We start from the raw sequence: 25396 nt of genomic DNA on the forward strand, positions 1-25396 counted from the left end.
CAGCCGGCGCCACAGCCGGCTTCGGCGACCTGCATAGCCCCGCAAGGCCAACAGCCTGCGGGGCTTTTTTTTTCACTAGCGCCGATGCCCGGCAAGCGGGACGCGCGCCGCCACGGGCATTCGCACCGTTTTTACGCGATTTTTATATCTTCTTTACACCCCCGCCTCCCCTCTCTACCCCGTTTTTACCGCTCGATCCCTAATCTGCCATCTGTGAATCACTCACGGTGTTTGCCATGGACGGGATCTATTTCATTGGTTTGTTGCTGTTTGGTGCGCTGACCGGCGCACTGCTGCTCTTGTGCGCCGCGCTCGCAGGCAAACCGCCGGGAGCGGCCGAGGGGCCGGGCGCAGAAGCCGCCGACGCGCGCCGCAAGGACAGCGCCACCGACAGGAGGCTGTGATGGATTGGGCTGACCTGCTGGGCGGCGTGCTCGCCGTTGCTGTCTTTATCTACCTCCTGATCGCCCTGTTCCGGCCGGAGAAATTCTGATGTCCACCGAATTCCTGGGACTACTGGTCCTCTACCTAGCCATCCTGCTGGCGCTCGCGCCCTTCGTGGGGCGTTATATCCGCCGCGCGATGGAAGACGACCGCTACCTCGCCACCGCCTGGGGCCGCCCGCTTGAGCGCGTGCTGTACCGCGTGGCGGGCGTGCGCGCCAATGCCGAGATGGGCTGGAAGCAATATGCCATCGCGGTCATCGCCTTCAACATGCTGGGCGTGGTGGCCGTCTACGTGCTGCAGCGTGTGCAGGTCTGGCTGCCGCTCAACCCGCAAGGCTTTGGCGCCGTTGCGCCGGACTCCGCCTTCAACACCGCCGTCAGTTTCGTCTCCAACACGAACTGGCAGGGCTATGCGGGCGAGTCCACCATGAGCTATCTCACGCAGATGCTGGCGCTCACGGTGCAGAACTTCTTCTCGGCGGCTACCGGCATCGCAGTGGTGTTCGCGCTGATCCGCGGCTTTGCGCGCCAGAGCGCGGCCACCATCGGCAACTTCTGGGTCGACATGACGCGCTGCACGCTTTACGTGCTGGTGCCGATTGCCGCCGCGATCGCGCTGGCGCTGGTCAGCCAGGGCGTGATCCAGAATTTCGACAGCTACAAGGAAGTCAGCCTGGTCACGCCGGTCGAATACAGCCAGCCCAAGGTGGACGCAGCCGGCCAGCCCGTGCTCGACGCCAAGGGCGCGCCGGTGATGGAGGCCATGAAGACCGACAAGCAGACACTGGCAATGGGCCCGGTGGCTTCGCAGGAAGCCATCAAGATGCTCGGCACCAACGGCGGCGGCTTCTTCAACGCTAATTCGGCCCATCCCTACGAGAACCCGACGGAGCTCGCCAACCTGATCCAGATGCTGGCCATCTTCCTGATTCCGGCGGCCTTGTGCTTCACCTTCGGCGAGATGGTCAAGGACCGCCGCCAGGGCGTGGCGATCCTGGCCTCGATGGCGGTGATCTTTATCGTCATGGCGTGCGTGGCGGCGCTCTCCGAGCAGCAGGCCAACGCCGCGCTGGCGGGATTGCCGATCGACCACGCGGCCAGCGCGCTGCAGGCGGGCGGCAACATGGAAGGCAAGGAAACGCGCTTTGGCATCGCCGCCACCGCGCTGTTCGCCACCATCACCACGGCGGCGTCGTGCGGCGCGGTCAACGCCATGCACGACTCCTTCACCGCCATCGGCGGGCTGGTGCCGATGCTGCTGATGCAGCTTGGCGAAGTGGTGTTCGGCGGCGTGGGCTCGGGCCTGTACGGCATGCTGGTGTATGCGGTGCTCGCCGTGTTCATCGCGGGCCTGATGATCGGCCGCACGCCGGAGTACCTGGGCAAGAAGATCGAGACCTATGAGATGAAGATGACCGCGGTGGCGATCCTCGTCACGCCGCTGCTGGTGCTCCTGGGCACGGCGGTGGCGGTGATGGTGGAGCCGGGCCGCGCCGGTGTGTTCAACCCCGGCACGCACGGCTTCTCGGAAATCCTCTATGCGTTCTCGTCGGCTGCCAACAACAACGGCAGCGCCTTCGGCGGCTTGTCTGCCAACACGCCCTTCTACAACGTGGCGCTGGCTGCGGCGATGTGGTTCGGCCGCTTCTGGATCATCGTGCCGATCCTGGCCATGGCGGGCTCGCTGGCGGCCAAGCGCAGGCTGCCGGTGACGGGCGGCACCATGCCCACGCACGGCCCGCTGTTCGTGGTGCTGCTGGTCGGATCGGTGCTGATGGTGGGCGCGCTCACCTATATCCCGGCGCTGGCGCTGGGCCCGGTGGCGGAGCAGCTGCAGGCGCCGGTGGTCTCGGCGGCTAGCAAGTAATGGAGAAACGCATGCAACAAGAATCCATGGTGACGCGCAGCAAGAACGCCGGCGCGGCACCGGCAAACACTACCCCGGCCACCAGCGTGGTCACGCCGGCCCTGGCCGCGCAAAAGAGCGGCGGCCATCATCGCCCGCGCGGCGGCATGTTCGCGCCCGAGCTCGTCAAGCCGGCCCTGCTCGATTCGGTGAAGAAGCTCTCGCCGCGCGATCAGTTGCGCAACCCGGTGATGTTCGTGGTTTATGCGGGCAGCATCCTGACCACGATCCTGTTCTTCCGCGCGCTGTTCTCGCCCGCCACGGCGGGCGGCGAGAGCGCCGGGTTTATCCTGGCCGTGTCGGTGTGGCTGTGGTTCACCGTGCTGTTCGCCAACTTTGCCGAAGCGCTGGCCGAGGGCCGCAGCAAGCAGCAAGCCGAAGCGCTGCGCGGGCTCAAGACCACCGTCACCGCCAAGCTGGTCAAGGAGGGCCGGCGCGACTACCGCGCCGCCGGCGCCACCGAGGCGCGCGGCGCTGCCGCGCTGCGCCGTGGCGACGTGGTGCTGGTCGAGGCGGGCGACATGGTGCCCGGCGACGGGGACGTGATCGAAGGCGTGGCCTCGGTCGACGAGAGCGCCATTACCGGCGAATCGGCTCCCGTGATCCGCGAGTCCGGCGGCGACTTTTCTTCGGTCACCGGCGGCACGCGCGTGCTGTCCGACTGGATCGTGGTGCGCATCACCACCAATCCGGGCGAGAGCTTCATCGACCGCATGATCACCATGGTGGAAGGCGCCAAGCGGCAGAAGACGCCGAACGAACTGGCGCTGACCATCCTGCTGGTGGGCCTGACCATCGTGCTGCTGCTGGCCACCGCCACGCTGCAGCCGTTCTCGGTGTACAGCGTGCTGGTCGCCAAGGCCGGCATGCCCGTCACCATCACCGTGCTGATCGCGCTGCTGGTGTGCCTGATCCCGACCACCATCGGCGGCCTGCTGTCGGCCATCGGCGTGGCCGGCATGAGCCGCATGATGGAAGCCAACGTGATCGCCACCTCGGGCCGCGCGGTGGAAGCCGCCGGCGACGTGGACGTGCTGCTGCTCGACAAGACCGGCACCATCACGCACGGCAACCGCCAGGCTTCGCGCTTTATCGCCGCGCCCGGCGTGTCGGCGCAGCAACTGGCCGAAGCCGCCTGGCTGTCATCGCTGGCCGATGAGACGCCGGAAGGCCGCAGCATCGTCACGCTGGCGCGCCAGCAGGCCGGCGCCGCCACGCCCGATATCAGCGCGCTGCGCCCGATCTTCGTGCCGTTCACCGCGCAGACCCGCATGAGCGGCGTGGATGCCGGCGGGCGCAGCGTGCGCAAGGGCGCCGCCGATGCCGTGCGCAAGTACGTGACCGAGCGCGCCGGCAAGTTCCCCGAGGCCGTGATGCAGGCGGTGGACGACGTGGCCCGCGCCGGCAGCACGCCGCTGGTGGTGGCGGAGTCCAGCACCGATGGCGAGCATGTACGCGTGCTCGGCGTGGTGGAGCTCAAGGACATCGTCAAGGCTGGCATTCGCGAGCGTTTCGGCGAGCTGCGCAAGATGGGCATCAAGACGGTGATGATCACCGGTGACAACCGCCTCACCGCCGCGTCGATCGCAGCGGAGGCCGGCGTCGATGACTTCCTTGCCGAAGCCACGCCCGAAGCCAAGCTCAAGCTGATCCGCGACTACCAGGCCGAAGGCCGCCTGGTGGCGATGACCGGCGACGGCACCAACGACGCACCGGCGCTGGCGCAGGCCGACGTGGCGGTGGCGATGAACAGCGGCACGCAGGCGGCAAAAGAAGCCGGCAACATGGTCGACCTCGACAGCAATCCGACCAAGCTGATCGAGATCGTCGAGATCGGCAAGCAGATGCTGATGACGCGCGGCTCGCTCACCACCTTCAGCGTGGCCAATGATGTGGCGAAGTACTTCGCCATCATCCCGGCAGCGTTCGCCACCACGTATCCGCAGCTCAACCAGCTCAACGTGATGGGCTTGTCCACGCCGGCCTCGGCCATCTTGTCGGCGGTGATCTTCAACGCGCTGATCATCGTGGTGCTGATCCCGCTGGCGCTGCGCGGCGTGGTGTACCGGCCGCTCGGCGCGGCCATCTTGCTGCGGCGCAACCTGCTGGTGTACGGCCTCGGCGGCATCCTGGTGCCCTTTGTCGGCATCAAGGTGATCGACATGATCCTGACCCTGTTCGGCTGGGTCTGAGCGCAGCATCGAACGCATCGAACGCGCTGAACATAAACGGAGCCATCCATGAATACGCAAGTCCAACCCGCCCAGCCCGCCACGCCCATCCAGGGTGGCCTGCTGCGCCCCATGCTGACGATCTTCGTCGTGCTGTCGGCCGTTACCGGCCTGCTGTACCCCGGCGTGATCACCGGCATCTCGCGCGTCGTGTTCCCGCATGAAGCGGCCGGCTCGCTGATCGTCAAGGACGGCCGCGCCATCGGCTCGGAACTGATCGGCCAGCCGTTCTCGGATCCGAAGTACTTCTGGGGCCGCTTGTCGGCCACCGCGCCCATGCCTTACAACGCCGCGGCTTCCGGCGGCTCCAACCTTGGCCCGAGCAACCCGGCCCTGACCGATGCCGCGCGCGCCCGTATCGACGCGCTGCGCGAGGCGGACCCCGGCAACAAGGCGCCCGTGCCGGTGGATCTGGTCACGGCTTCGGGCAGTGGCCTCGATCCGCAGATCAGCCCGGCCGCGGCGCAGTACCAGGCGGTGCGCGTGGCCCGCTTGCGCGGCCTGCCGCTGGAGCGCGTAGAGGCGCTGGTTGCGGCCAACACGGAAAAGCCGCTGCTTGCGGTGATGGGGGATCCGGTGGTGAATGTGCTCCAGTTGAACCTGGCGCTGGATGCCGAGAAGCGGTAAGGGCGCACGCGATTGCCTCGCCATGCATCCACGGGTTTGCTCCCCTCTCCCGCATGGCGGGAGAAGGGCGGGAGGGGCGGGAGAAGGGCGGGCCGGATAAAACCGTTGGCTCCGCTTCCAGTGGCTCCTAGCCGAACCGCCCCTCTCCCCGGCCCTCTCCCCATGAGGGGAGAGGGAGAGACAGCCGTCGTCATGGCGCGTGGTCTTGGCCCGTTCGGCGGCTTCGGCATGCGCCGCCGGCGCGCTATTCGCGCGGGGTTTGACCTCAGGCGTGGCACAATCGTTTTCATCCATCCTCCTCCCGGGCAATGACCCCCACCATGCCTGACACCGCCCAGCGCGACGCCCCCGGCCGGCCCGATCCCGATGCCTTGCTGCAACGCATGCAGCAGGAGGGCGAGCGCGCCGCGCGCGGCAAGCTGCGGGTGTATTTCGGCGCCTCCGCGGGCGTGGGCAAGACCTTTGCCATGCTGACCGCGGCGCGAGCGCTGCGCGAGCAGGGCAGCGATGTCGTGATCGGCGTGGTGGAGACCCATGGCCGCGCGGAGACCGAGGCGTTGGTCGCGGGGCTGGAGCGGCTGCCAATGAAGGCCATGCCGCATCACAAGCTCGACGACCGCGTGCTGCAGGAGTTCGACCTGGACGGCGCGCTGGCCCGGCGCCCGGCGCTGATCCTGGTCGACGAGCTGGCGCACTCCAACGCGTCCGGCAGCCGCCACCCCAAGCGTTGGCAGGACATCGAGGAGCTGCTCTCGGCCGGCATCGATGTATGGACCACCGTCAACGTGCAGCACCTGGACAGCCTTAACGAGGCGGTGGGCGGCATCACCGGCATCCGTGTGTGGGAGACGGTACCCGACACGGTCTTCGATGACGCCGACGAAGTCATCCTGGTGGACCTGCCCGCCGACGAATTGCTGCGGCGGCTGCGCGACGGCAAGGTCTACCTGCCGGAGCAGGCGCGCACCGCGGCCACCAATTTTTTCCGCAAGGGCAACCTGATCGCGTTGCGCGAGCTCGCGCTGCGCCGCACCGCCGACCGCGTCGACGACGACGTGCGCGCATACCGCCATGCCGAATCCATCCGTCCGGTGTGGCGCACGCGCGAGGCAGTGCTCGCGTGCATCGGCACCGGCGACGATGCCGCGCAGGTGGTCAAGAGCGCGCGCCGGCTGGCCGGGCAGCTCGATTGCGACTGGCATGTGGTCACGGTGGCCACGCCGCGCCTGGCGCCGCTCGCCGGGCACGAGCGCGCGAATATCGAGGAGGCGATGCGGCTGGCCGAAGAGCTGGGCGCGCGCACCGAGACGCTGGCCGGCAGCGATATCGTGCAGGCGGTGGCGGGTTATGTGCGGCGCCACAACCTCACCAAGGTTGTTGTCGGGCGGGCCCCCGGCAACTGGCGCCGCAGCGGCGGCAGCCTCCTGGCACGCGGCCGGGCGCTGCTGGCGCTCGGCTTGTCGCCGTTCCTGGGCACGCGTGCCTGGCTGTTCGGGCGCCATAGCTTTGCCGATTCGCTGGCGCTCGGTTGCCCGGAGATCGACGTGATCCGCGTGGCCGCCGACGCCATGGGCGCCGATACGCGCGGCCGCGCTCAGCCGGCGGGCGGGCGCGCCGACGTGCGCGAGGATCCGGCGCGCAACGACGACAGCAGCGTGGTGGCGCACCGCATCGACTACCTGTGGGCGGTTGCATGGTGCGGGGGCGCCAGCTTGTTGTCGGCGCTGACGCGGCCATGGTTCGACCTGGTCAATATCGCGATGTTGTTCCTCGCGGCCGTGGTCGGCGTGGCGCTGCGCCACGGCCGCGGCCCCGCCGCGCTGGCTTCGGTGCTGTCGGTGGCGGCCTTCGACTTTTTCTTCGTGCCGCCGCGCATGTCCTTCGCGGTGAGCGACGTGCAGTACCTCGTGACGTTCGCGGTGTTGCTGACGGTGGGCCTGGTGATCGGCCAGCTTACCGCCGGGCTGCGCGAGCAGGCCCAGGTGTCGGTGGAGCGCGAGACCGATGCGCGCACCCTGTACGAGCTGGCGCGCGAGTTGTCCGCTGCCTTGATGCCAGAGCAGATCATCGACATCAGCAGCCGCTTCCTGCAAGCCGCGCTTGGTGCGCGCTCGGCGTTCTTCCTCGTCTCGCCCAAGGGGCGGCTGATGCCGCCGGTGATCGATCCCACGCAGCGAGGCAATGACGCGATCGATCCCGTGCTGGCGCAATGGGTGTTTGATCACGGCCAGCCCGCCGGCACCGGCACGCATACGCTGCCGGGCAGCACCGTGCTCTACCTGCCGCTCAAGGCGCCGATGCAGACGCGCGGTGTGCTGGCGGTGGAGCCGCAGGAGTGGCGTGCCTTTGCGCGGCCCGAGCGGCGCCGCCAGATCGACGTGTTCGCCACGCTGATCGCGATCGCCATCGAGCGGCTGCATTACGTGGAGGTCGCGCAGCAGGCGCTGGTGTCGATGGAGTCGGAGCGGCTGCGCAGCTCGCTGCTGGCCGCCGTCTCGCATGATCTGCGCACGCCGCTGACCAGCCTGATCGGCATGGCCGAGACCATGCAGCGCACCGAGCCGCCGCTGCCTGCGCCGCTGTCGGAAACCGTCGCCGCCATGCGCGAGCAAGCGTTGCGCATGCGCACCATGGTGGTCAATCTGCTCGACATGGCGCGGCTGCAAAGCCGCGACGTGCGCATGCAAAAGGAGTGGCAGTCGCTCGAAGAGCTGGTCGGCGCGGCGCTTGCCGGCATGCGTGATGCGTTGTCGCGGCACCATGTGTCGGTCGCGGATCTGTCGGCGCTGCCGCTGGTGGAGTGCGATGCGGTGCTGATGGAGCGGGTGCTGTGCAACCTGCTGGAGAACGCTGCCAAGTACACGCCGCCGGGCACCGGCATCCGCATCTCCGGCGAAGTGGTCGAAGCGGAGGTGCGGCTCGCGGTGGAGGATGACGGCCCCGGCGTGCCGCGCGGGCAAGAACTCTCGATCTTCCAGAAATTCACGCGCGGCGAGCGCGAATCCGCGACCGCGGGCGTTGGCCTCGGCCTGGCCGTGTGCGAGGCCATCGTGCAGGTGCACGGCGGGCGCATCTGGGTGGAGAGCGTGAACGCGGACCACACCGGCGCGCGCTTTGTCGTGGCGCTGCCGCGCGGCAATCCGCCTGCGATCGAGGCCGAGCCGCCCGAGGCACTTGAATCGGCGCAGCTTGCCACGCACGGCAACGGCGCCGGGCTGGTTGCGCACGATGCAGCACACAAGGAGTCCAACTAAAATGGCATTTGAATTTTCGCCAACTGTCTTGCTGGTCGAAGACGAGCCGCATATCCGGCGCTTCGTGCGCGAGGCGCTGCAGGCAGAAGGCTGCGCCGTGCATGAGGCCGAGACGCTCAAGCGCGGCCTGATCGATGCCGGCACGCGCCAGCCCGACGTGGTGATCCTCGACCTGGGCCTGCCCGATGGCGACGGCATGACGCTGATCCGCGAGATGCGTACCTGGACCGAAGTGCCGGTGCTGGTGCTGTCGGCGCGCTCTGGCGAGGACGACAAGATCGCCGCGCTGGACGCTGGCGCGGACGACTACCTGACCAAGCCCTTCGGCGTGGGCGAGCTGATCGCGCGCGTGCGTGTGCTGCTGCGCCGCCACGCCAAGACCAATCCGCAAGGCACGCCGCAGGTCGGCTTTGGCGAGGTGCAGATCGACCTGGCCAACCGCGTGGTCACCCGCGCCGGGCAGGATGTGCACCTGACGCCGATCGAGTATCGCCTGCTCGCCGTGCTGATCGCGCATCGCGGCAAGGTCATGACGCATCGCGAACTGCTGCGTGAAGTCTGGGGGCCGGCGCACTCGGAGAGCAGCCACTACCTGCGGGTGTACATGGGGCACCTGCGCCACAAGCTGGAAGCCGATCCCGCGCAACCCGCGCACCTGATGACGGAGGTGGGGGTGGGATATCGGTTCGTTGGGTGATGCCATCGGCCGGCAACAGGGTGCCGGCCGATGGGTAGTCAGGTAATCAGGCGGCCGGCTCAAGTGGCGCCGGTGGCCTGTAGCGCAGGTTGCCCAGCACGGGCAGATGCCGCAGGAAACGGAACATGCCGTGGTGGTCGATCCATCTGGCGTAAGCCACATAGTCCGGATCCTGGGACAGGTGCCGCTCTTCCGTCATGGCCCGCATTGCATAGATGCCATTCAAGGCCAGCAGCAGCAGGCAGTGGCGTAGTGTTTCATCCGCCGAGCCCTGGGCCATGAAGGGGATGGAGATCATCCACCAGGACAGGTTCTTGGCCACATAGGCGGGATGCTTGGTCCACCGGTAAGGCCCGTTGGTGATGATGCCCCGGTGGGTCAGGTTCGAGAACCGCGCGCCGAAGATCACCGTTGCCCAGACGTAGATCGCCGTCAGCGCCAGGATCGCGCTGCCCCAGATGCCATAGAGCAGCGGTGTGTTCCAAAGCCATGCGCCCCACTGAAGGCCGGTCTCGTAATGCAGGTACTGCCGCCCGATCAGCGACCAGAACGGCTCGTAGCATATCAGCGCCACTGCCCAGCCCAGCATGGACGGCTCAGCCGAGCGCACGTGCGTGTCGGTGATGCGCAGCGCCATCAGGTAGCCCATCACCACCAGGCCGACATCGATGAAATACAGGAAGCCGTAGAGCAGGTCGAACCAGGCCTTGAAGCTCGTCAGCAGCGCAAAGTCGGCGGCGATGAAGCGCGCCAGGTCATTGCACATATAGGTGAACATCAGGGGCAGGAAGAAGCCCTTGATCAACCACGCTAGCAGCTGCTGCCCCACCACCTTGCCATCCATCTTGTCCCACTGCAGCGTGACCAGCTTGCCCATGTGCCAGTAGCCATCCAGGGGCCGGGCCATCTTGCGGTCGACGAAGAAGAAATAGGGCAGCGCCAGTGAGACCCAGGCCGGCAGCACGATTGCCAGCATGGAGAAATAGCGCGCGTAGAAGTCCGCATGATATTCGGGGAACAGCCAGTACAGCAGGCCGACAAAGCCCATGCTGCCAAGCAGGCCCGCAAATTTGGTCAGGCTGCGGTGCCACGACGGATTGTCCCGGGAAAAATCCAGGCCGGTGGAGGCGCGCAAGTGCACCTTGCGCCAGATCAGGTCGAGCAGGAAGATGGCCGCCGCCGTCACCCCGACGATGAACAAGGCTGAATGGACCATGTTCTCGCCGAAGGGCCGGTCGGTGCGCACGATGGTGACGGCAAGCAGGAAGGCGGCCAGGCCAACGGCGGCGACGGCGCCGTGGGTGGCTGAGCGGGGCCGTAGCGCTTTGTCTTGCGGTGTCGTCACTGACTGGTTCCCCTCGGTGACGCCATGTTGGATATCGCAGTGAGTGCGACTGGCTTGATTGCGCATGGCGGATAGATGTCGAGTGCTGTGATCTGTTATCTGTTATCTGCGCCGATCCTATCCAATGGAATCACCGTAAAACTGACAAATCCTGACATTGCCTGGGAAAGTGAAAAAGGCCGATCCTTGCTGGGATATAGTCATGGCCTTTTTACGCGAAACACGATTTGAAGGGACAATGCTTCGGCTATTCTGGATCGTTCTCTTGTGCTGGCTCGGCCACTCCGCCGCATGGGCGGACATGCGCCTGCCGGCGTCGGGGGAGGTCTCTCTCGGCGAGCATTGGGAGCTGCTGCGCGATCCGCAGGATGTGCTGACCATCGAGCAGCTAACGCGGCCCGAGTTCGCGGCGGCCTTCCAGCCCCAGTACTCCCCTCCCGCCCTTGGCTACGTGAAGGGGGCCGTCTGGCTGCGCATCACCCTGACGCGGCCCGCGCAAGCCGCGCCCGTATGGTTGCTGGAGCTGCGCTCGGCGCTGCTGGACGACGTTACGCTGTTCGAGCCGCTAACGGCGGGTGGTTACGTGCAGCGGGTGTCCGGCGACAGACGGCCGGTGGCGGGGCGCGACGTGGATTACCGCAATCCGGTGTTTCAGCTCGACTTGCCGGTGGACAAGCCGGTCACCGTGTATTTGCGCGTGCGCAGTACCAGCACGATGAGCTTTCCCCTGGTGGCGTGGTCGCCGGAAGCGTTCATTTCCTTTATCGGCACCGAGCTGTTTCTGTTTGGCTTGTTCTACGCAGCGCACCTGGTCTTGCTGATTACCAGCGTCTGGTTTTACTGGGTCACGCGCAATCTCTCCTTTGGCCTGTTCAGCCTGACGGTACTGGCCAATCTGTTCACCTCGCTGTCCGCCGAGGGCTTCACGTATCAGTACCTCCTGCCTGGATGGCCGCTGACTAGCGATGCCGTCTACGTGGTGAGCTGGTTTTTCGCGACGCCGCTTGGCACCTTGTTCACGGCGCACTACCTGGGCCTGTATGAGTCGCCGTGGCGGCGTTGGGCGATCGGCTTTTCGCTGCTGGCCTGGGGGGTGGCGCTGGTCATGACCCCCTGCTTGCTGCTGGGCGACGTCTGGTGGATACGCCCACTGGCGCTGCTCTGGGGCCTCGTTACCATGGGGATACTGCTGCTCGTCTCTGCGGCGATGACATGGCGCGGCCAAAAGGCCGCGCGTGTGCTTTTGTTCGTCCTGGTTCTGCTTTTCGGCGGCACCGTGCTGCGCCTGGCGCGCAACGTCGGCGTGATCGACCCCGGCCCGTTCGTCGACAACGCCAACTACCTGGGCATGATGGCGTTCGTGCTCATCATGAATTCGGCCATCAGCTGGCGCTACACCGACATGCGCGCCGAAAAGGAGGCCGCCCAGGCCGAAGCCTTGCGCGTGGCACGCCAGGCCGAGCGCGACCTGGAGGTCAAGGTTGCCTTGCGCACCCAGGCGCTCAGGAGCGCCATGGCGCAGGTGGAAGCGTCGCTGTCGCTGGAGCGGCGCGCGCAGGAGGAGCAGCGGCAGTTCCTGTCCACCGTCTCGCATGAGCTGCGCACGCCGCTGGCGGTGATCGATGCCACGGCGCAGAACCTGGACCTGGACGATGCCCATGATGACCCGCAGACCTCGGCCCGGTACCAGAAGATCCTGCGCGCCACGCAACGCCTGACCATGCTGCTCAATGACTCCCTGCATGAAGATGGCTTCGAATTGCTGCGGCATGGCTCGCGGCCGTCACCCACCAGGCTGGCGGACTTGCTGGAGGACGCCGCCGCCGCAGCGCAACTGCTGTCAGAGGGGCACCGGCTGGAGGTAGATGGGGAGGGCTTGCCAGAAGCCTTCCTGTGCGACGCCAGCCTGCTGCGGCTGGCATTGCGCACGCTGGCCGACAACGCGGTGAAGTACACGCCCGCGGGCTGCCGGGTGGTCTTGCGGGGGCGGGAGGTGGCCGATGGCGTGGTGCTGGAAGTGCAGGACAACGGTCCCGGCATCGAGGCGGCGGACCTGCCGCGCGTATTCGAGCGCTTTTATCGCGGCCAGAATGCCGGCCAGAAACCGGGAACCGGGCTTGGCTTGTCGCTGGCCCGGCGCATGGTAGAAATGCAGGGTGGCACCTTGACCCTGGACAGTGCGCCGGGGCAGGGCTGCCGCGCCACGATTTTTCTGCCGTCGGCGCCGCCGGGGGTGCAGGCTCAGGCCAGCGCGATGGGCGCGGCGAACGTATAGCCCTTGCGGTGGGCGGTCTTGAGCGGCAATTCGCTGCCCGATTCGCTGCGCCAGCGTTGCCGCAGGCGGCTGACCATGGTCTCCAGCCGGCGCTCGTCGTAGCTCAGCCAGTCAAAGCCGAAGCCTTCGGCGATCTGGCGGCGATCGACGGGCTGGGTGGGATGGAGCGCCAGCATTTCGAGCAGCTTGCTCTCGTTGGACGACACGGTCAGGCGGGCTCCCGCAGGCGCCACCAGCGTGCTGGCCTGCCGGTCGAGCCACCAGTTGGAGACGACGCGGCGGCTCAAGGCGCGCAGGATGGCGTCAAATTCGAGCAGCTTGATCGGCTTGACGAGATAGTGGTCCGCCCCGCCGTTCAGGCCGTGCAGCTTGTCCTGCGTTTCGCCACGGGCCGTGAGCATGACGATGCCGCAGCCGGGGCGCTCGCGGCGCAGGCGGCTGGCCGCATCGAAACCCGTGCCGTCGGGGAGCATGACGTCGATGACGGCAATGTCCGCCTGTGCGGCCAGCGGCCGGAATTGCGCCAGGCTGCCGGCCTGGCTGACCTTCCAGCCTCGCTTTTGCAGGAAAGCCGCTATTTCCTCGCGCAGTTCGACCTCATCCTCGAGCAGGACCAGATTGCCCATTCCAAAACCTTGCAGCGGTTGCGTTCCATGATCGTGGCGAGGAACCTCCATGCTTGCCTGACAAGATTCGACGGCGTCTGCCGGGCTCCACCACTCCTGGCCGTTGCCCTGGCATCTGTGCCCAGGGTGGCTTAGGCGGTATTACGGCCAGACCGGCAGGAACCTTTAGGCCCGGGCGCTATCCCGGGCGCAATCCCGGCGCGTCATGCCACGATGCAAGCCACCTCACCAAACGCCAAAAAACACGCCCGCCTGCTTGTAGACATTGGTCTTGGCCGCTACTTCGTCGTTGCTCACCGTAGTGCGCGGCTTGAGGGTGCAGAACCATTCCAGCAGGTGCAGCCGCATCGTCGAGCGGATGGCTTCGTGGCCGGCATCCTCGCCCAGGTCGAAGAACTCGTCCGGGTCGCGTTCCAGGTCGAACAGCTGCGGGCGGAAACCCTGCCAGTGCACATACTTCCAGCGCGCATTGCGCACCATCCACGCCCGGCACTCGCCCGGCTGCCGGCCCAGCGCGATCCGCGCGCCGCGATACGCGTAGTCCAGCTCCGACACCACGAAATCCCGCCACTGGCCATTGCCGCGCTCGCGCGTGAGGTCCAGCAGCGAGCGGCCTTCCACGCGATGGTCGGCCGGCGGCAGGCCCAGCGCGTCCAGCACGGTCGGCACCACGTCCACGGCCGAGACCATGCGCGCATCCGCGCTGCCGCGGGTGGCGTCGGCTTCGGCCGAGGGGTCGTAGACAATCAGCGGGATGTTCTGCACGGTGTCGTAGAACTGCTCCTTCTCGCCGAGCCAGTGGTCGCCCAGGAAGTCGCCATGGTCAGCCGTGAACACGATCAGCGTGTCTTCCCAGCGGCCCAGACGCTCCAGTTGGTCCCACAGCTCGCCCAGGCGATCGTCGATCTGTTGCACCAGGCCTTGATAGGTGGGACGCACCGTGTCCGAGACTTCGCTGCGCATGAAGTTGGCGCATTCTTCCTGCGTGCGGTACGCGTCGAGCACCGGATGCGGGTTGTCCAGCTCCGCCTGGTGGCGCCTGAGCGGCAGGCAGTCGTCCAGCGAGTAGGCCGCGTGGTAGGGCGCGGGCGCCATATAAGGCCAGTGCGGCTTGACCAGCGACAGGTGCAGCACCCACGGGTCGTCGCCGCGCGCGGCGATGTACTGCATTGCCTGGCCCACCGTATAAGCCGTCTCCGAATGCGCTTGCGCCACGCGTGCGGGCAGGCCGGCATTGCGCATCTGCCAGCCCGACACGATCTCGCCCTGCGCGTTCTCGGCGCTGATCACGTAGTCCGTCCACGGGTCGGCGCTGTCGTAGCCTTGCTTGCGCAGCCACTCGGCATACGCGCTGTGCGGCTCGGCGTGGTGGCCGTCATGGCGGTCGACTTCGACAAAGTGCCCGCTGCGCAGCAGCGTTTCCAGCTCGCTGCCGCCGTCGAGATGCAGGCGCTTCATGTTGGCGTTGTCGGGCATCACGTGGGTCTTGCCGGCCAGCGCCAGCGCTCGGTGGCTTTCCTTCAGGTATTCGCCCAGCGTGACTTCGCCAACGGACAGCGGCACGCGGTTCCAGGTGGCGCCGTGGCTGCTCGGGTAGCGCCCGGTATAGAAGCTCATGCGGCTCGGGCCGCAAACGCCAGAGGTGACGAACGCCTTGGTGAAGCGCACGCCGCGCGCGGCCAGGGCGTCGATGTGCTTTGTGCGCAGGGTGGGGTGGCCGTAGCACGCCAGGTGGTCCTGGCGCAGCTGGTCGCACATGATGAAGAGGGTGTTTCTGGTGGGCATGGCTTTGTCGATACCGGTCGGGCCGCTGACCTGACCAGTATCACTTCAGTAAATAACGTTGTGTAATTTTTGGCTTATTCAATCCGTACGAGAAATAACATTCATCAGATGAATAAACTTAACGGTATGTGATGTGGTATTTTTTAATCCCCGGTATAGCCAGAGGCCTTGACCACCGGTCCCCACCGCCCGGCATCTGCTGCCAGCACCTTGCCGAACTGCTCCGCGCTCCCGGTTTGCGGCTCCAGCCCCAGCTTCAGGAACCGCTCTTTCAGATCTGCCGACTGCACCGCGTGCACGATCGCCGCATTCAGCCGGTCGATCGTTGCCTTCGGTACGCCGGCCGGCGCCAGGAACCCGTAGCGGCCAAGCCCTTCGATGTCCTTGTAGCCAAGCTCGGTAAATGTGGGCACATCCGGCAATGCCACCGAGCGCTGCGTCCCTGAGCTCGCCAGGACGCGGATCTTGCCCGCGCGATGCATCTCGGTGAGATCGGCCAGCGTATCGACCGAGGCCGGCACCTGCCCGCCCACCAGCGCATTCATCAACGGTGCCGAGCCGTTGAATGGCACGTGCAACATCTCCACGCCCACCTGCTTGCCGATCAGCAAGCCAAAGAAGTGAGGAATGCTGCCTAGTGCCGGTGAGGCGTAGGAATTGTTCTTGGCCGGGCTGGCCTTGAGCCACTCGACGTACTCCTTCAGCGTCTTGGCCGGCGCGCCGGGGCCGGTGGCCAGGGCCAGCTGGAAGTTGGCGGTTTGCGCCACCGGCACGAAATCGCGCTGGATGTCGTAGTTCAGCTTGCGGTAGGTCAGCGGGGCGATGGTCATCACCGCGGAGTTGGCGACCACCAGCGTGTTGCCGTCGGCGGGCAGGGTGCGCGCATAGTCCATGACCAGGCGGCCGCCCGCGCCGGGCTTGTTCTCGATGACCACGGTTTGCTTGAGTTCCTCGCGCAGCTTGTCGCCGATCAGGCGGGCGGCCAGGTCGGCGGTGCCGCCGGCGGGGTAGCCCACCAGGATGCGCAGCGGGCGGTCGTTCTGGGCGCTGGCCGGCGCGCTGGCCAGGCACACGGCGGCCAGTGCGGTCATGGTGGCGAGGGTGGGGACTAGCGCGCGCAGCAGTTTGGCGGGTTTCACGGGTTCTCCTGTTGGTTCGGCATCGGCGGGAAGCCGGCCAATTTATCGATACGGCCTGCGGGCGCCAAAGAAGGATTTCGCGCATCGATGTGCGCGTTTCGTTCCTGGGCGCATGGCTGCCCGGCCGTACCCCGGCGGATGCGTTTGGCACGCGGCCCGCCAGTTCTTAGGCAGCGGCACAGACGCTAACACCCAGCCATATAATTGACAAAATCAACTAAATTTGCGGGTGCGGCATGAACGGCAGCCAGGCGGGCGAGCAGGCGCAGGCAGAGGCAGTGGCACACGAGGGCCGGGAGCGGGACGCCGGCGAAACGCTGCAGCATCCCGCCCGCCTGGCGGACTTCCTCAATTACCGCCTCTATCACCTGACCCGCGTGGCCCTGCAAGCCAGCGGGCATCACCTGCGCGCCGCGGCCGGGGTGAGCCGGCGCGAATGGCGCATGCTGGCCTTTCTCGGCGAGCAGCCGGGCACGCGCCTGACGGAGCTGGCGCAAAGCGCCGGGTTGGACAAGGTATTGGCAAGCCGCGCCGTGCACGCCCTGATGGCGCGCGGGCTGGTGCAGCGCGCCACGCGCGAGCAGGACAAGCGGGCGGCGGCGTTTGCCCTGAGCGAGCAGGGCGAGGCGGTCTACCAGCTTGCCTTTGCGCAGGCCCAGGCCTTCAACGCCCGCCTGGCCGCCTGCCTGGATCCGGAGGAGGCGCGGGTGCTGGCACGTTGCCTGTCCAGGCTGCACGCGGAGGCTGAGGCCCTGCTGGCGCAGGCGCAAGCGCTGCCCAGCAGCGTACCCGCGCCTGCGGAACCGGCGCAGAACTGGTGGCGCCAACCGTAAGGTTTGGCCGGCCGCTTCCGACTGCACCTGGCGACTTCGGAGTCCTACACTTGTAGACTTGGAGTCAGCGCGTGCCCTGCCTGGAGCCTGCCATGCCGCTTGTCCGTCGCTTTCCTGTTCGCTGTCCTGCCGACCTTGCTGCCCGATTGCCTTCGCGATTGCCTTCGCGATTGCGCGCCGCCGCCATTGCTGCGCTGCTTCCCCTCTGCCTGCTTGCCGTCCAGCACGCCCAGGCCGCGCGCCAGCCCCCGGCGCCGGCGCAGGAACTGACGCGCCAGGCGGTGACCGCCTATGACGCCGGCGCCTTCGACTCGGCCTTGCGGGACTTCGCCAAGGCGGCCCAGCAAGGCAACCGGCTCGCGCAGTACAACTACGCCATGATGCTGCTGCGCGGCGAGGGCACGCCGGTGCGCCAGGAGGAGGCGCTGATCTGGCTGCACCGCGCGGCCGAGAACGACATGACGCAGGCCCAGTTCACCTTTGGCGAGATGTACGAACACGGCGAACTGGTGCCGCGCTCGCTGGAGTCCGCCAACCAGTGGTACCGCCGCGCGGCTGAAGGCGGCCATGTGCAGGCCCAGGTGGAGCTGGCGACCAATTACTTCACCGGACGGGGCCTCGCGCGGGACTACGGCAAGGCCTTCGAGTGGTACACGCGCGCCGCCACGGCGGGCGACGGTGGTGCCCAGTACATCGTTGCCAGCTATTACGAGCGTGGCGAGCCCGGCGTGGTCGAGAAGGACATCGAGCAGGCCAAGATCTGGTACGCCCGCGCCGCCGCGCACGGCGACCCCGGGGCGTTGGCCAAGCTGCGCTCGCTGATCGAGCAGGGACTGAAGGCAAAACAGGCTGGCGCCATGTAATGCTGCGGTAGTCTGGGCATGTTGCCATGCAAGGGCGGCCACCGCCGGCCGCTATCTGGGGTGCGCCGCCGGGGGCGGTACAACTCTTGCTTGAGAGAACCACACGAAACCTGCGCCAATGGGAGGCACTAGTGGCAACACACGTCGCACTGAACCATGTCACCCACTACCGGTACGACCGGCCCGTGAAGCTTTCGCCGCAGGTGGTCAGGCTCCGTCCTGCCCCGCACTGCCGCACGCCGATCCTTTCGTATTCGCTGCGCATCGAGCCCGAGCAGCATTTCGTGAACTGGCAGCAGGACCCGTTCGCCAACTACCTCGCCCGGCTGGTGATCCCCGAGCCGACCACCGAGTTCAAGATCACCGTCGACCTGGTGGTCGAGATGGCGGTCTACAACCCGTTCGACTTCTTCCTCGAGCCCTACGCGGAGAACTATCCCTTCACCTATGAGCCCGGCCTGGCTTACGAGCTGGCGCCCTATATGGTCAAGGGTGAGCTGACGCCGCGCTTTGCCGCCTTCGTGGAGAGCATTCCGCGCAACAAGCAGACCACGAGCGATTTCCTGGTGGCCCTGAACCAGCGCCTGCAAAAGGACATCCGCTACCTGATCCGCATGGAGCCCGGCGTGCAGACGCCGGAGCAGACGCTGGAGACCGGTGCCGGCTCGTGCCGGGATTCGGGCTGGCTGCTGGTGCAGACGCTGCGCCACCTGGGGCTGGCCGCGCGCTTCGTGTCCGGCTACCTGCTGCAGCTGGCGCCCGACGTGAAATCCATCGACGGCCCCAGCGGCACCGACGTGGACTTCACCGACCTGCACGCATGGTGCGAGGTCTACCTGCCGGGCGCGGGCTGGATCGGGCTCGACCCCACCTCCGGCCTGCTGGCCGGCGAGGGCCATATCCCGGTGGCATGCACGCCCGAGCCGGGCAGCGCGGCGCCGGTCAGCGGCGCGGTCGACAAGAGCGAGGTGACCTTCCACCACGAGATGTCGATCACCCGCATCTATGAATCACCGCGCGTGACCAAGCCCTATACGGAGGCGCAGTGGCAGGCGGTGGCGGCGGTGGGCGCCGAGGTCGATCTCCAGCTCAACGCGCAGGATGTGCGCCTGACCATGGGCGGCGAGCCGACCTTTGTCGCGGTCAAGGATCGCGATGGCGCGGAATGGAACACCGACGCGCTCGGCACCACCAAGCGCGCCTATGCCACCGAACTGGTGCATAAACTGCGCGAGCGCTATGGCAAGGGCGGCTTCCTGCACTTTGGCCAAGGCAAGTGGTACCCGGGCGAGCAATTGCCGCGCTGGGCCTTGTCGATCTGCTGGCGCGCCGACGGCCAGCCCTGCTGGCAGGACCCGTCGCTGTTCGCCGATGAGCGCGAGCCGGCAGACTATACCGAGGCCGACGCGCAGCGCTTCCTCGATAGCCTGGCCAAGCGCCTCGGGCTCAACCCCGGCTTTGTGCAGCCAGGCTATGAGGACACCTGGTACTACCTCTGGCGCGAGCGCCGCCTGCCGGTCAATGTCGACCCGCTGGAGGCGCGGCTCGACGATGAGATGGAGCGCATGCGCCTGCGCCGCGTGTTCGATGGTGGCCTGGCGCGGCCCACCGGCTATGTGCTGCCGCTGCGCCGCACCGGCCTGGAAGATGGCCCGGCGCTGGCCGCCCACCGCTGGATCAGCGGGCCGTGGTTCTTCCGCGACGACCGCATGTACCTGCTGCCCGGCGATTCGCCGATGGGCTACCGCCTGCCGCTGGATGCCCTGCCCTGGGTCAGCGAGGCCGACTACCCGTGGCAGTTCGACCAGGACCCGTTCGCGGCGCGTTCGCCGCTGCCCACCGGGGCGCAGCTGCGCGCGCAGTTGCCCGGGCTTGCCGGCCAAGGCGCCGAGCCTGGCCAGGCGGCGGAGTTCCGTGCCAGCACCGCGGCCTATCCCGCGCCCGGCTCGGCTGCGGCAGCGCGTGCCGGCAAGCTTGCCGGGGCCAGGCCAGGGGCGGGCACGACCGGCGGCACGGCCGCGCCCGCCGCCCTGGCGGCGGACCTGGCGCGCGTGCCCGAGCGCGGCGAATCCGCGGGCTGGATCACGCGTACGGCGCTGTGCGTGGAAGTGCGCCATCCCAGCCGCGCCGCCGGCCCCAAGGCCGAGCGGGCGGCTGCGGGCGACAAGCGCGGCATGCTCTACGTCTTCATGCCGCCGCTGACCGTGCTGGAGGACTACCTGGAGCTGCTCGCGGCGGTGGAAGCCACCGCCGCCGGGCTGGGCGTGAAGATCGTGCTCGAAGGCTACCCACCGCCGCGCGACGTGCGCCTCAAGCTGCTGCAGGTCACGCCCGATCCCGGCGTGATCGAGGTCAACATCCATCCGGCCGCCAACTGGGACGAACTGGTCGACCATACGGAATTCCTCTACCAGGCCGCCCACGAAACCTACCTCAGCACCGAGAAGTTCATGCTCGACGGGCGCCACACCGGCACCGGCGGTGGCAACCACTTCGTGCTGGGCGGCGCCACGCCGGCCGACAGCCCCTTCCTGCGGCGCCCCGATGTGCTGTCCAGCCTGATTGCGTACTGGCACAACCATCCCTCGCTGTCCTACCTGTTCTCGGGCATGTTCATCGGCCCGACCAGCCAGGCGCCGCGCGTGGACGAGGCGCGCAACGACCAGCTCTACGAGCTCGAGATCGCCTTTGCCGAACTGCAGCACCAGCTCGACCGGCTCTCGGGCGCCGAGGGCGGGGTCGGTGCGCACATGCCGCCGTGGCTGGTCGACCGTGCGCTGCGCAATATCCTGATCGACGTCACCGGCAACACCCACCGCAGCGAGTTCTGCATCGACAAGCTCTACTCGCCCGACGGCCCCACCGGCCGCCTAGGCCTGCTGGAGCTGCGCGCGTTCGAGATGCCGCCGCATGCGCGCATGAGCCTGGTGCAGCAGTTGCTGCTGCGCGCGCTGGTGGCCCGCTTCTGGCGCGAGCCCTATCGCGGGCGGCTCACGCGCTGGGGCACGGAGCTGCATGACCGTTTCCTGCTCGGCACCTTCGTGCAGATGGATTTCGAGGACGTGCTCACCGAGATGCGCGAAGCCGGCTTCGCGTTCGACAACGCCTGGTTCGCGCCGCACTTCGAGTTCCGCTTCCCGCGCGTGGGCGAGCTCGCGGCCGGTGGCCTGTCACTGACGCTGCGCACCGCGCTCGAACCCTGGCATGTAATGGGCGAGGAGGGCAGTGCCGGCGGCACCGTGCGCTACGTGGATTCGTCGCTCGAGCGCATCGAGGTGCGCGTGCTGGGCATGAACGACAGCCGCCATGTGGTCACCGTCAATGGCCGCGCGGTACCGCTGCAGCCCACCGGGCGCGCCGGCGAGTTCGTGGCCGGGGTGCGCTACCGCGCCTGGGCGCCGCCGTCTGCGCTGCACCCCACCATCGCCTCGCATGCGCCGCTGACTTTCGACGTTGTCGACACATGGATGGGGCGCAGCATCGGTGGATGCCAGTATCATGTTTCGCATCCGGGCGGGCGTAGCTATGAGACCTTCCCGGTTAATGCGTACGAGGCTGAGAGCCGGCGCCTGACACGCTTCTTCACGCTTGGCCACACGCCGGGCGTGATGCGCGTGGAACCGCCCCGGCGCAGCCTCGAGTTTCCGTTCACGCTGGATTTGCGCCAACGCTGATCCGGCAGCCCCCAAAGCCGCGCCCCGTGTCTCTTCAGCCGTCCCTGCCTTTTGATGAAACCGCCCCTGCCGTCGACGCGGTGATGCACCGCGCGCGGCCGGTGCCGCCCGGGCACCTCGATGAACTGGGGGCATGCGGGGACGGGCTGCGCGAGCCCTGGGCGCGCTTTTTCCAGATACTGGGCGAGGAAGGGATCGACGGCCTTGACCAGCAGGCCGCCGCCATGGCGCGCCAGATCCGCGACAACGGCGTGACCTACAACGTCTACGCCGACAACACGGACAAGGCCGGTGCGCGCGCCTGGGCGCTGGACCTGCTGCCCTTCCTGGTGAGCGAGGAGGACTGGCAGCGGATCGAGCGCGGCGTGGCGCAGCGCGCTGAGCTGGCCAACGCCATGGTGGCCGACATCTACGGGCCGCAGGCTTTGCTGTCCAAGGGCTTGCTGCCGGCCGGCCTGGTCTTTGGCCATCCCGGCTACCTGCGCCCGCTCAAGGGCTACCAGCCGCTGGGCGGCAACTTCCTGCATATCGTCGCGGTGGACCTCGCGCATACCTTGGAGGGCGGCTGGACGGTGATGGCCCACCGCACGGAGACGCCTTCCGGCATGGGCTACGCGCTGGAGAACCGCCTCATCATCTCCAGCCTGTTCGCCGATGCCTTTCGCGAGCTGCGCGTGCGGCGCCTGCCCGCCGCGTTCTCGCAACTGGTGGCCACGCTGGCGCAGCAGCCCGCGGCGCAGCCACCCGCGCCGGAATCCTCGGGCAGCGCCGCCGCCTCGGTCAGCAAGCACATCGTGCTGCTCACCCCGGGGCCCTATAACGAAACCTATTTCGAGCACACCTTCCTGGCCCGCTACCTCGGCATCACGCTGGTCGAGGGCAAGGACCTGACGGTGCGCAACGACGTGGTGTACCTGAAGACGCTGGCCGGGCTGGAACGTGTCGACGTGGTGCTGCGCCGCCTGGACGACGCCTATTGCGACCCGGTCGAGCTGCGCCAGGATTCCACGCTCGGTGTGCCCGGGCTGCTGCAGGCGATGCGCGCGGGCAACGTGCTGGTGTCCAACGCGCCCGGCTCGGGCTTCCTGGAGACGCCGGCCATCCATGGCTTCCTGCCGGCCATTTCCCGCGCGCTGCTGGGCGAGGAACTACTGCTGCCGGGCGTGCCCAGCTGGTGGTGCGGCGAGGCCACGGCGCGCGAGGAGGCGCTCGGCGAATTCACCGAAGCCTTCCTGATGCCAACCTACCCGCGCGGCATGGCGCAGCCGTGGGAAGGCCCGCGCCTGGGCATGGAGCGCGGGCTGCAGCGCCTGGCGGACTGGCGCGAGCGCATCGAGCAGGTGCCGGATCTGTTCACGATCCAGGCCGACCTGCCGCTGTCGCACGCACCACGCTGGGAAGGGCCGCATATCGGCTCGCGCGCCGCCATGCTGCGGGTCTACGCCATTGCCGACGGACGGGGCGGCTGGCAGGTGATGCCCGGCGGCTTCACCCGGCTCGCCGGCGAGGGGCAGCCGGCGGTATCGATGCAGCTCGGCGGCTCCAGCGTCGACACCTGGGTGCTGTCGAGCCAGCCGGCGCAGCCGGTTGGCTCGCCGCTGCAGTTCCCCATGGCCGGCGCGGCGCGCGGGCCGGCGGCCAAGCCGCTGGCGGTATCCAGCCGCGCCGCCGAGAACCTGTTCTGGGCCGGCCGCTATGCCGAGCGTGCGGAAAACAACGTACGTCTGTGCCGCCTGGTGCTGGGCTCGATCGAAAGCAGCGACGACCGCGACGACAGCGCGCTCGACGTGATCGGCGAACTGGCGCTCGCCTGCGGCCTGCTGCCGACCGGCGCGCCGCAGCCGCGCACCTCGCTGCGCGTGTTTGAGCGCAGCCTGGTGTCCGCGCTGGCGGAAAGCGCCGGCTGGACCAGCGTGGGCCAGAACCTGGCCAGCCACGTGCACGCCGCCACCGAGATTCGCAACCGGCTGTCCAACGATCACTGGCGCACCATCCTGGCCGCGCGCAACGATTTCGGCGACGCCATGGAGGCGGCCTGCGCGGGGAGCCCCGGCGGTGCCGGCGATGCGGGCATCTACGACCGCCCGCGCGTGCTGGCGGCGCTGGATCACCTGTCCATGCAGCTCGCCGCCATCAGCGGCGCGCAGGGCGACCGCATGACCCGCGACGAAGCCTGGCGCCTGCTGTTTATCGGCCGCCATATCGAGCGCGTGGCCACGCTCTCGACCTTCCTGCGGGTGTTTGCGCACAACGGCGCGTTGCTGCACCGGACCTGCTTCGATTTGCTGCTGCACCTGTTCGACAGCACGCTGACCTTCCGCGCGCTGTACCCGGGCCGCTCCGATGTGCCCGCGCTGGTCGACCAGTTGGTGATCGAGCCCACCAACCCGCGCGGGCTCTACGGCTTGCTGGCGCGGCTGCGCGTCAAGCTCGGCCAGATCTCGCCGCCGGCCAGCCCGGCCGGCACCGGGCGCGTGCCGCTGCCGCAATGGCTGCCCACCGTGGAGACGCTGCCCGGCTGGGAAGCGCTATGCCAGCGCGGCGCCGACGGGAAATACACCAATCTGGTGCAACTGTGCGAGCAACTGACTGACATGATGGTGCAGCTCTCAGACGAAATCAGTGCGCGCTACTTCAGCCATGCCGGCATGGCCGGCACCCGCGTCGGGGCGCAGCCATGAGCGCAACCATGAATGCGACGATGAATGTGACGATGAATGTGACGATGAGCCAGGCGCAAGGCGTTGCCGAGCCCGCGCCAGGGCGCGTGGCCTCCGTGCTGACGATTCATCACAAAACCATCTACGATTACTCCGCGCCGGTGGAGAATGCCCAGCAGCGCGCCGTGGTGTTTCCGGTGACCTGCCCGTGGCAGGCGGTGCATGCGCACAGCACGCAGATCGAGCCGCCGCCGTCGCACCAGCATGCGGACATCGACGCCTTCGGCAACAACGTGCTGTACTTCACCATCGACGTGCCGCACGACTACATGCAGCTCGCCTGCGAGAGCACAGTCAGCGTCACGCCGCGCTGGGCGTCGCTCGACCCCGCCGCCAGCATGCCGTGGGAGACGGCCGTCGCCGCGCTGCGCTTTCGCGCCGGGCAGCCCTTCCTGCCGGAAAGCGAGTTCTGCTTCGCCTCGCCCAACGTGGCGCTGCATCCCGATCTCAAGGCCTACGCGCTCGCCAGCTTCGCGCCCGGCGTGCCCGTGGTGGCCGGCGCCATCGACCTGATGCATCGCGTGCACGCCGACTTCGAATACCAGACCACCGCCACCGAGGTCGATACCCCGGCGCTGCAAGCCTTCGGCCTGCGCAGCGGCGTGTGCCAGGATTTCGCCCAGGTCATGATTGGCTGCCTGCGCTCGCTCGGCCTCGCGGCGCGCTACGTCAGCGGCTACCTGTGCACCGAGCCGCCACCCGGCCAGCCCAGGCTGATCGGTGCCGACGCCTCGCATGCCTGGCTGTCGGTGTACTGCCCGCTGGCCGGCTGGGTCGACCTTGATCCCACCAACGACGTGCTGGCCGACACCAGCCACGTCACGCTGGCGTTCGGGCGCGACTATAGCGATGTCTCGCTGCTGCGCGGCGTCATCGTGGGCGGCGGCGCGCACGATGTGGAAGTGGAGGTCAGCGTGCTGCCGGTCGAGTAGGCACCGCGCCGCGGTCAGCGGCTGGCAAGCCAATTGCTTGCCA

At 67.7% G+C, this 25396-nt stretch carries 17 protein-coding genes; 13 read left to right on the forward strand and 4 right to left on the reverse strand.

Annotation, left to right across the window (positions count from 1 at the left end; genetic code table 11):
- The first annotated feature begins 236 nt into the window (after nucleotides 1-236).
- From F7R26_RS00640 to kdpE, 7 genes are all read left to right on the forward strand, one after another.
- Nucleotides 237-404, forward strand: a complete 168-nt coding sequence (locus tag F7R26_RS00640; protein ID WP_170301836.1) for a hypothetical protein — start codon at nucleotides 237-239, stop codon at nucleotides 402-404.
- Nucleotides 404-493 (forward strand): K(+)-transporting ATPase subunit F, encoded by a 90-nt coding sequence (gene kdpF, locus F7R26_RS00645; RefSeq protein ID WP_006164365.1) that lies wholly within the window; start codon nucleotides 404-406, stop codon nucleotides 491-493. The genes F7R26_RS00640 and kdpF overlap by 1 nt, the downstream gene beginning before the upstream one ends.
- Entirely contained in the window at nucleotides 493-2313 is a 1821-nt protein-coding gene (gene kdpA / locus F7R26_RS00650; RefSeq protein ID WP_150985439.1) for a potassium-transporting ATPase subunit KdpA, read from the forward strand. Before kdpF ends, kdpA begins: the two co-directional genes overlap by 1 nt.
- Nucleotides 2314-2324: 11 nt before the next feature.
- On the forward strand, nucleotides 2325-4544 hold the full coding sequence (gene kdpB / locus F7R26_RS00655) for a potassium-transporting ATPase subunit KdpB (protein WP_150985440.1): 2220 nt from the start codon (nucleotides 2325-2327) through the stop codon (nucleotides 4542-4544).
- Between the two features lie 48 nt (nucleotides 4545-4592).
- Nucleotides 4593-5210 (forward strand): potassium-transporting ATPase subunit KdpC, encoded by a 618-nt coding sequence (gene kdpC, locus F7R26_RS00660; protein WP_150985441.1) that lies wholly within the window; start codon nucleotides 4593-4595, stop codon nucleotides 5208-5210.
- Between the two features lie 320 nt (nucleotides 5211-5530).
- Nucleotides 5531-8464 (forward strand): sensor histidine kinase, encoded by a 2934-nt coding sequence (locus F7R26_RS00665; protein ID WP_150985442.1) that lies wholly within the window; start codon nucleotides 5531-5533, stop codon nucleotides 8462-8464.
- A gap of 1 nt (nucleotide 8465) precedes the next feature.
- Nucleotides 8466-9161, forward strand: a complete 696-nt coding sequence (gene kdpE, locus F7R26_RS00670) for a two-component system response regulator KdpE (protein WP_150985443.1) — start codon at nucleotides 8466-8468, stop codon at nucleotides 9159-9161.
- Nucleotides 9162-9207: 46 nt separating this feature from the next.
- Here the strand turns inward: kdpE and F7R26_RS00675 are convergent, their stop codons facing one another.
- The gene (locus F7R26_RS00675) at nucleotides 9208-10506 is read right to left on the reverse strand and encodes an isoprenylcysteine carboxylmethyltransferase family protein (RefSeq protein ID WP_170301837.1); all 1299 of its coding nucleotides are present in this window, start codon (nucleotides 10504-10506) and stop codon (nucleotides 9208-9210) included.
- A 238-nt stretch (nucleotides 10507-10744) separates the two neighbouring features.
- On the opposite strand from F7R26_RS00675, the gene F7R26_RS00680 reads away from it, so the two are divergent.
- Nucleotides 10745-12781: a sensor histidine kinase gene (locus F7R26_RS00680; RefSeq protein WP_150985445.1), complete on the forward strand. Its 2037-nt coding sequence runs from the start codon at nucleotides 10745-10747 to the stop codon at nucleotides 12779-12781.
- Here the strand turns inward: F7R26_RS00680 and F7R26_RS00685 are convergent.
- The 3 genes from F7R26_RS00685 to F7R26_RS00695 form a co-directional block, all read right to left on the reverse strand.
- The gene (locus F7R26_RS00685) at nucleotides 12748-13407 is read right to left on the reverse strand and encodes a response regulator transcription factor (RefSeq protein WP_150985446.1); all 660 of its coding nucleotides are present in this window, start codon (nucleotides 13405-13407) and stop codon (nucleotides 12748-12750) included. The genes F7R26_RS00680 and F7R26_RS00685 overlap by 34 nt on opposite strands.
- A 225-nt stretch (nucleotides 13408-13632) precedes the next feature.
- Nucleotides 13633-15192, reverse strand: a complete 1560-nt coding sequence (locus F7R26_RS00690; protein ID WP_150985447.1) for a sulfatase-like hydrolase/transferase — start codon at nucleotides 15190-15192, stop codon at nucleotides 13633-13635.
- A 143-nt stretch (nucleotides 15193-15335) separates the two neighbouring features.
- Nucleotides 15336-16283, reverse strand: coding sequence for a Bug family tripartite tricarboxylate transporter substrate binding protein (locus F7R26_RS00695; RefSeq protein ID WP_220810945.1), 948 nt, complete (start codon nucleotides 16281-16283; stop codon nucleotides 15336-15338).
- Nucleotides 16284-16567: 284 nt separating this feature from the next.
- On the opposite strand from F7R26_RS00695, the gene F7R26_RS00700 reads away from it, so the two are divergent.
- From F7R26_RS00700 to F7R26_RS00720, 5 genes are all read left to right on the forward strand, one after another.
- Nucleotides 16568-17164, forward strand: a complete 597-nt coding sequence (locus F7R26_RS00700) for a MarR family winged helix-turn-helix transcriptional regulator (RefSeq protein WP_150985449.1) — start codon at nucleotides 16568-16570, stop codon at nucleotides 17162-17164.
- Between the two features lie 92 nt (nucleotides 17165-17256).
- Nucleotides 17257-18027 (forward strand): tetratricopeptide repeat protein, encoded by a 771-nt coding sequence (locus F7R26_RS00705; RefSeq protein WP_241754393.1) that lies wholly within the window; start codon nucleotides 17257-17259, stop codon nucleotides 18025-18027.
- Nucleotides 18028-18158: 131 nt separating this feature from the next.
- Nucleotides 18159-21701, forward strand: a complete 3543-nt coding sequence (locus F7R26_RS00710) for a transglutaminase family protein (protein ID WP_193692107.1) — start codon at nucleotides 18159-18161, stop codon at nucleotides 21699-21701.
- 26 nt (nucleotides 21702-21727) lie between these two features.
- The gene (locus F7R26_RS00715; RefSeq protein ID WP_150993550.1) at nucleotides 21728-24382 is read left to right on the forward strand and encodes a circularly permuted type 2 ATP-grasp protein; all 2655 of its coding nucleotides are present in this window, start codon (nucleotides 21728-21730) and stop codon (nucleotides 24380-24382) included.
- 44 nt (nucleotides 24383-24426) lie between these two features.
- Complete coding sequence (locus tag F7R26_RS00720; RefSeq protein WP_170302041.1) at nucleotides 24427-25353, forward strand: transglutaminase family protein; 927 nt, start codon at nucleotides 24427-24429, stop codon at nucleotides 25351-25353.
- The last annotated feature ends 43 nt before the right edge of the window (nucleotides 25354-25396 follow it).

Origin of the sequence: Cupriavidus basilensis, assembly GCF_008801925.2 — a bacterium.
Taxonomy (GTDB): Bacteria; Pseudomonadota; Gammaproteobacteria; order Burkholderiales; family Burkholderiaceae; genus Cupriavidus; species Cupriavidus basilensis.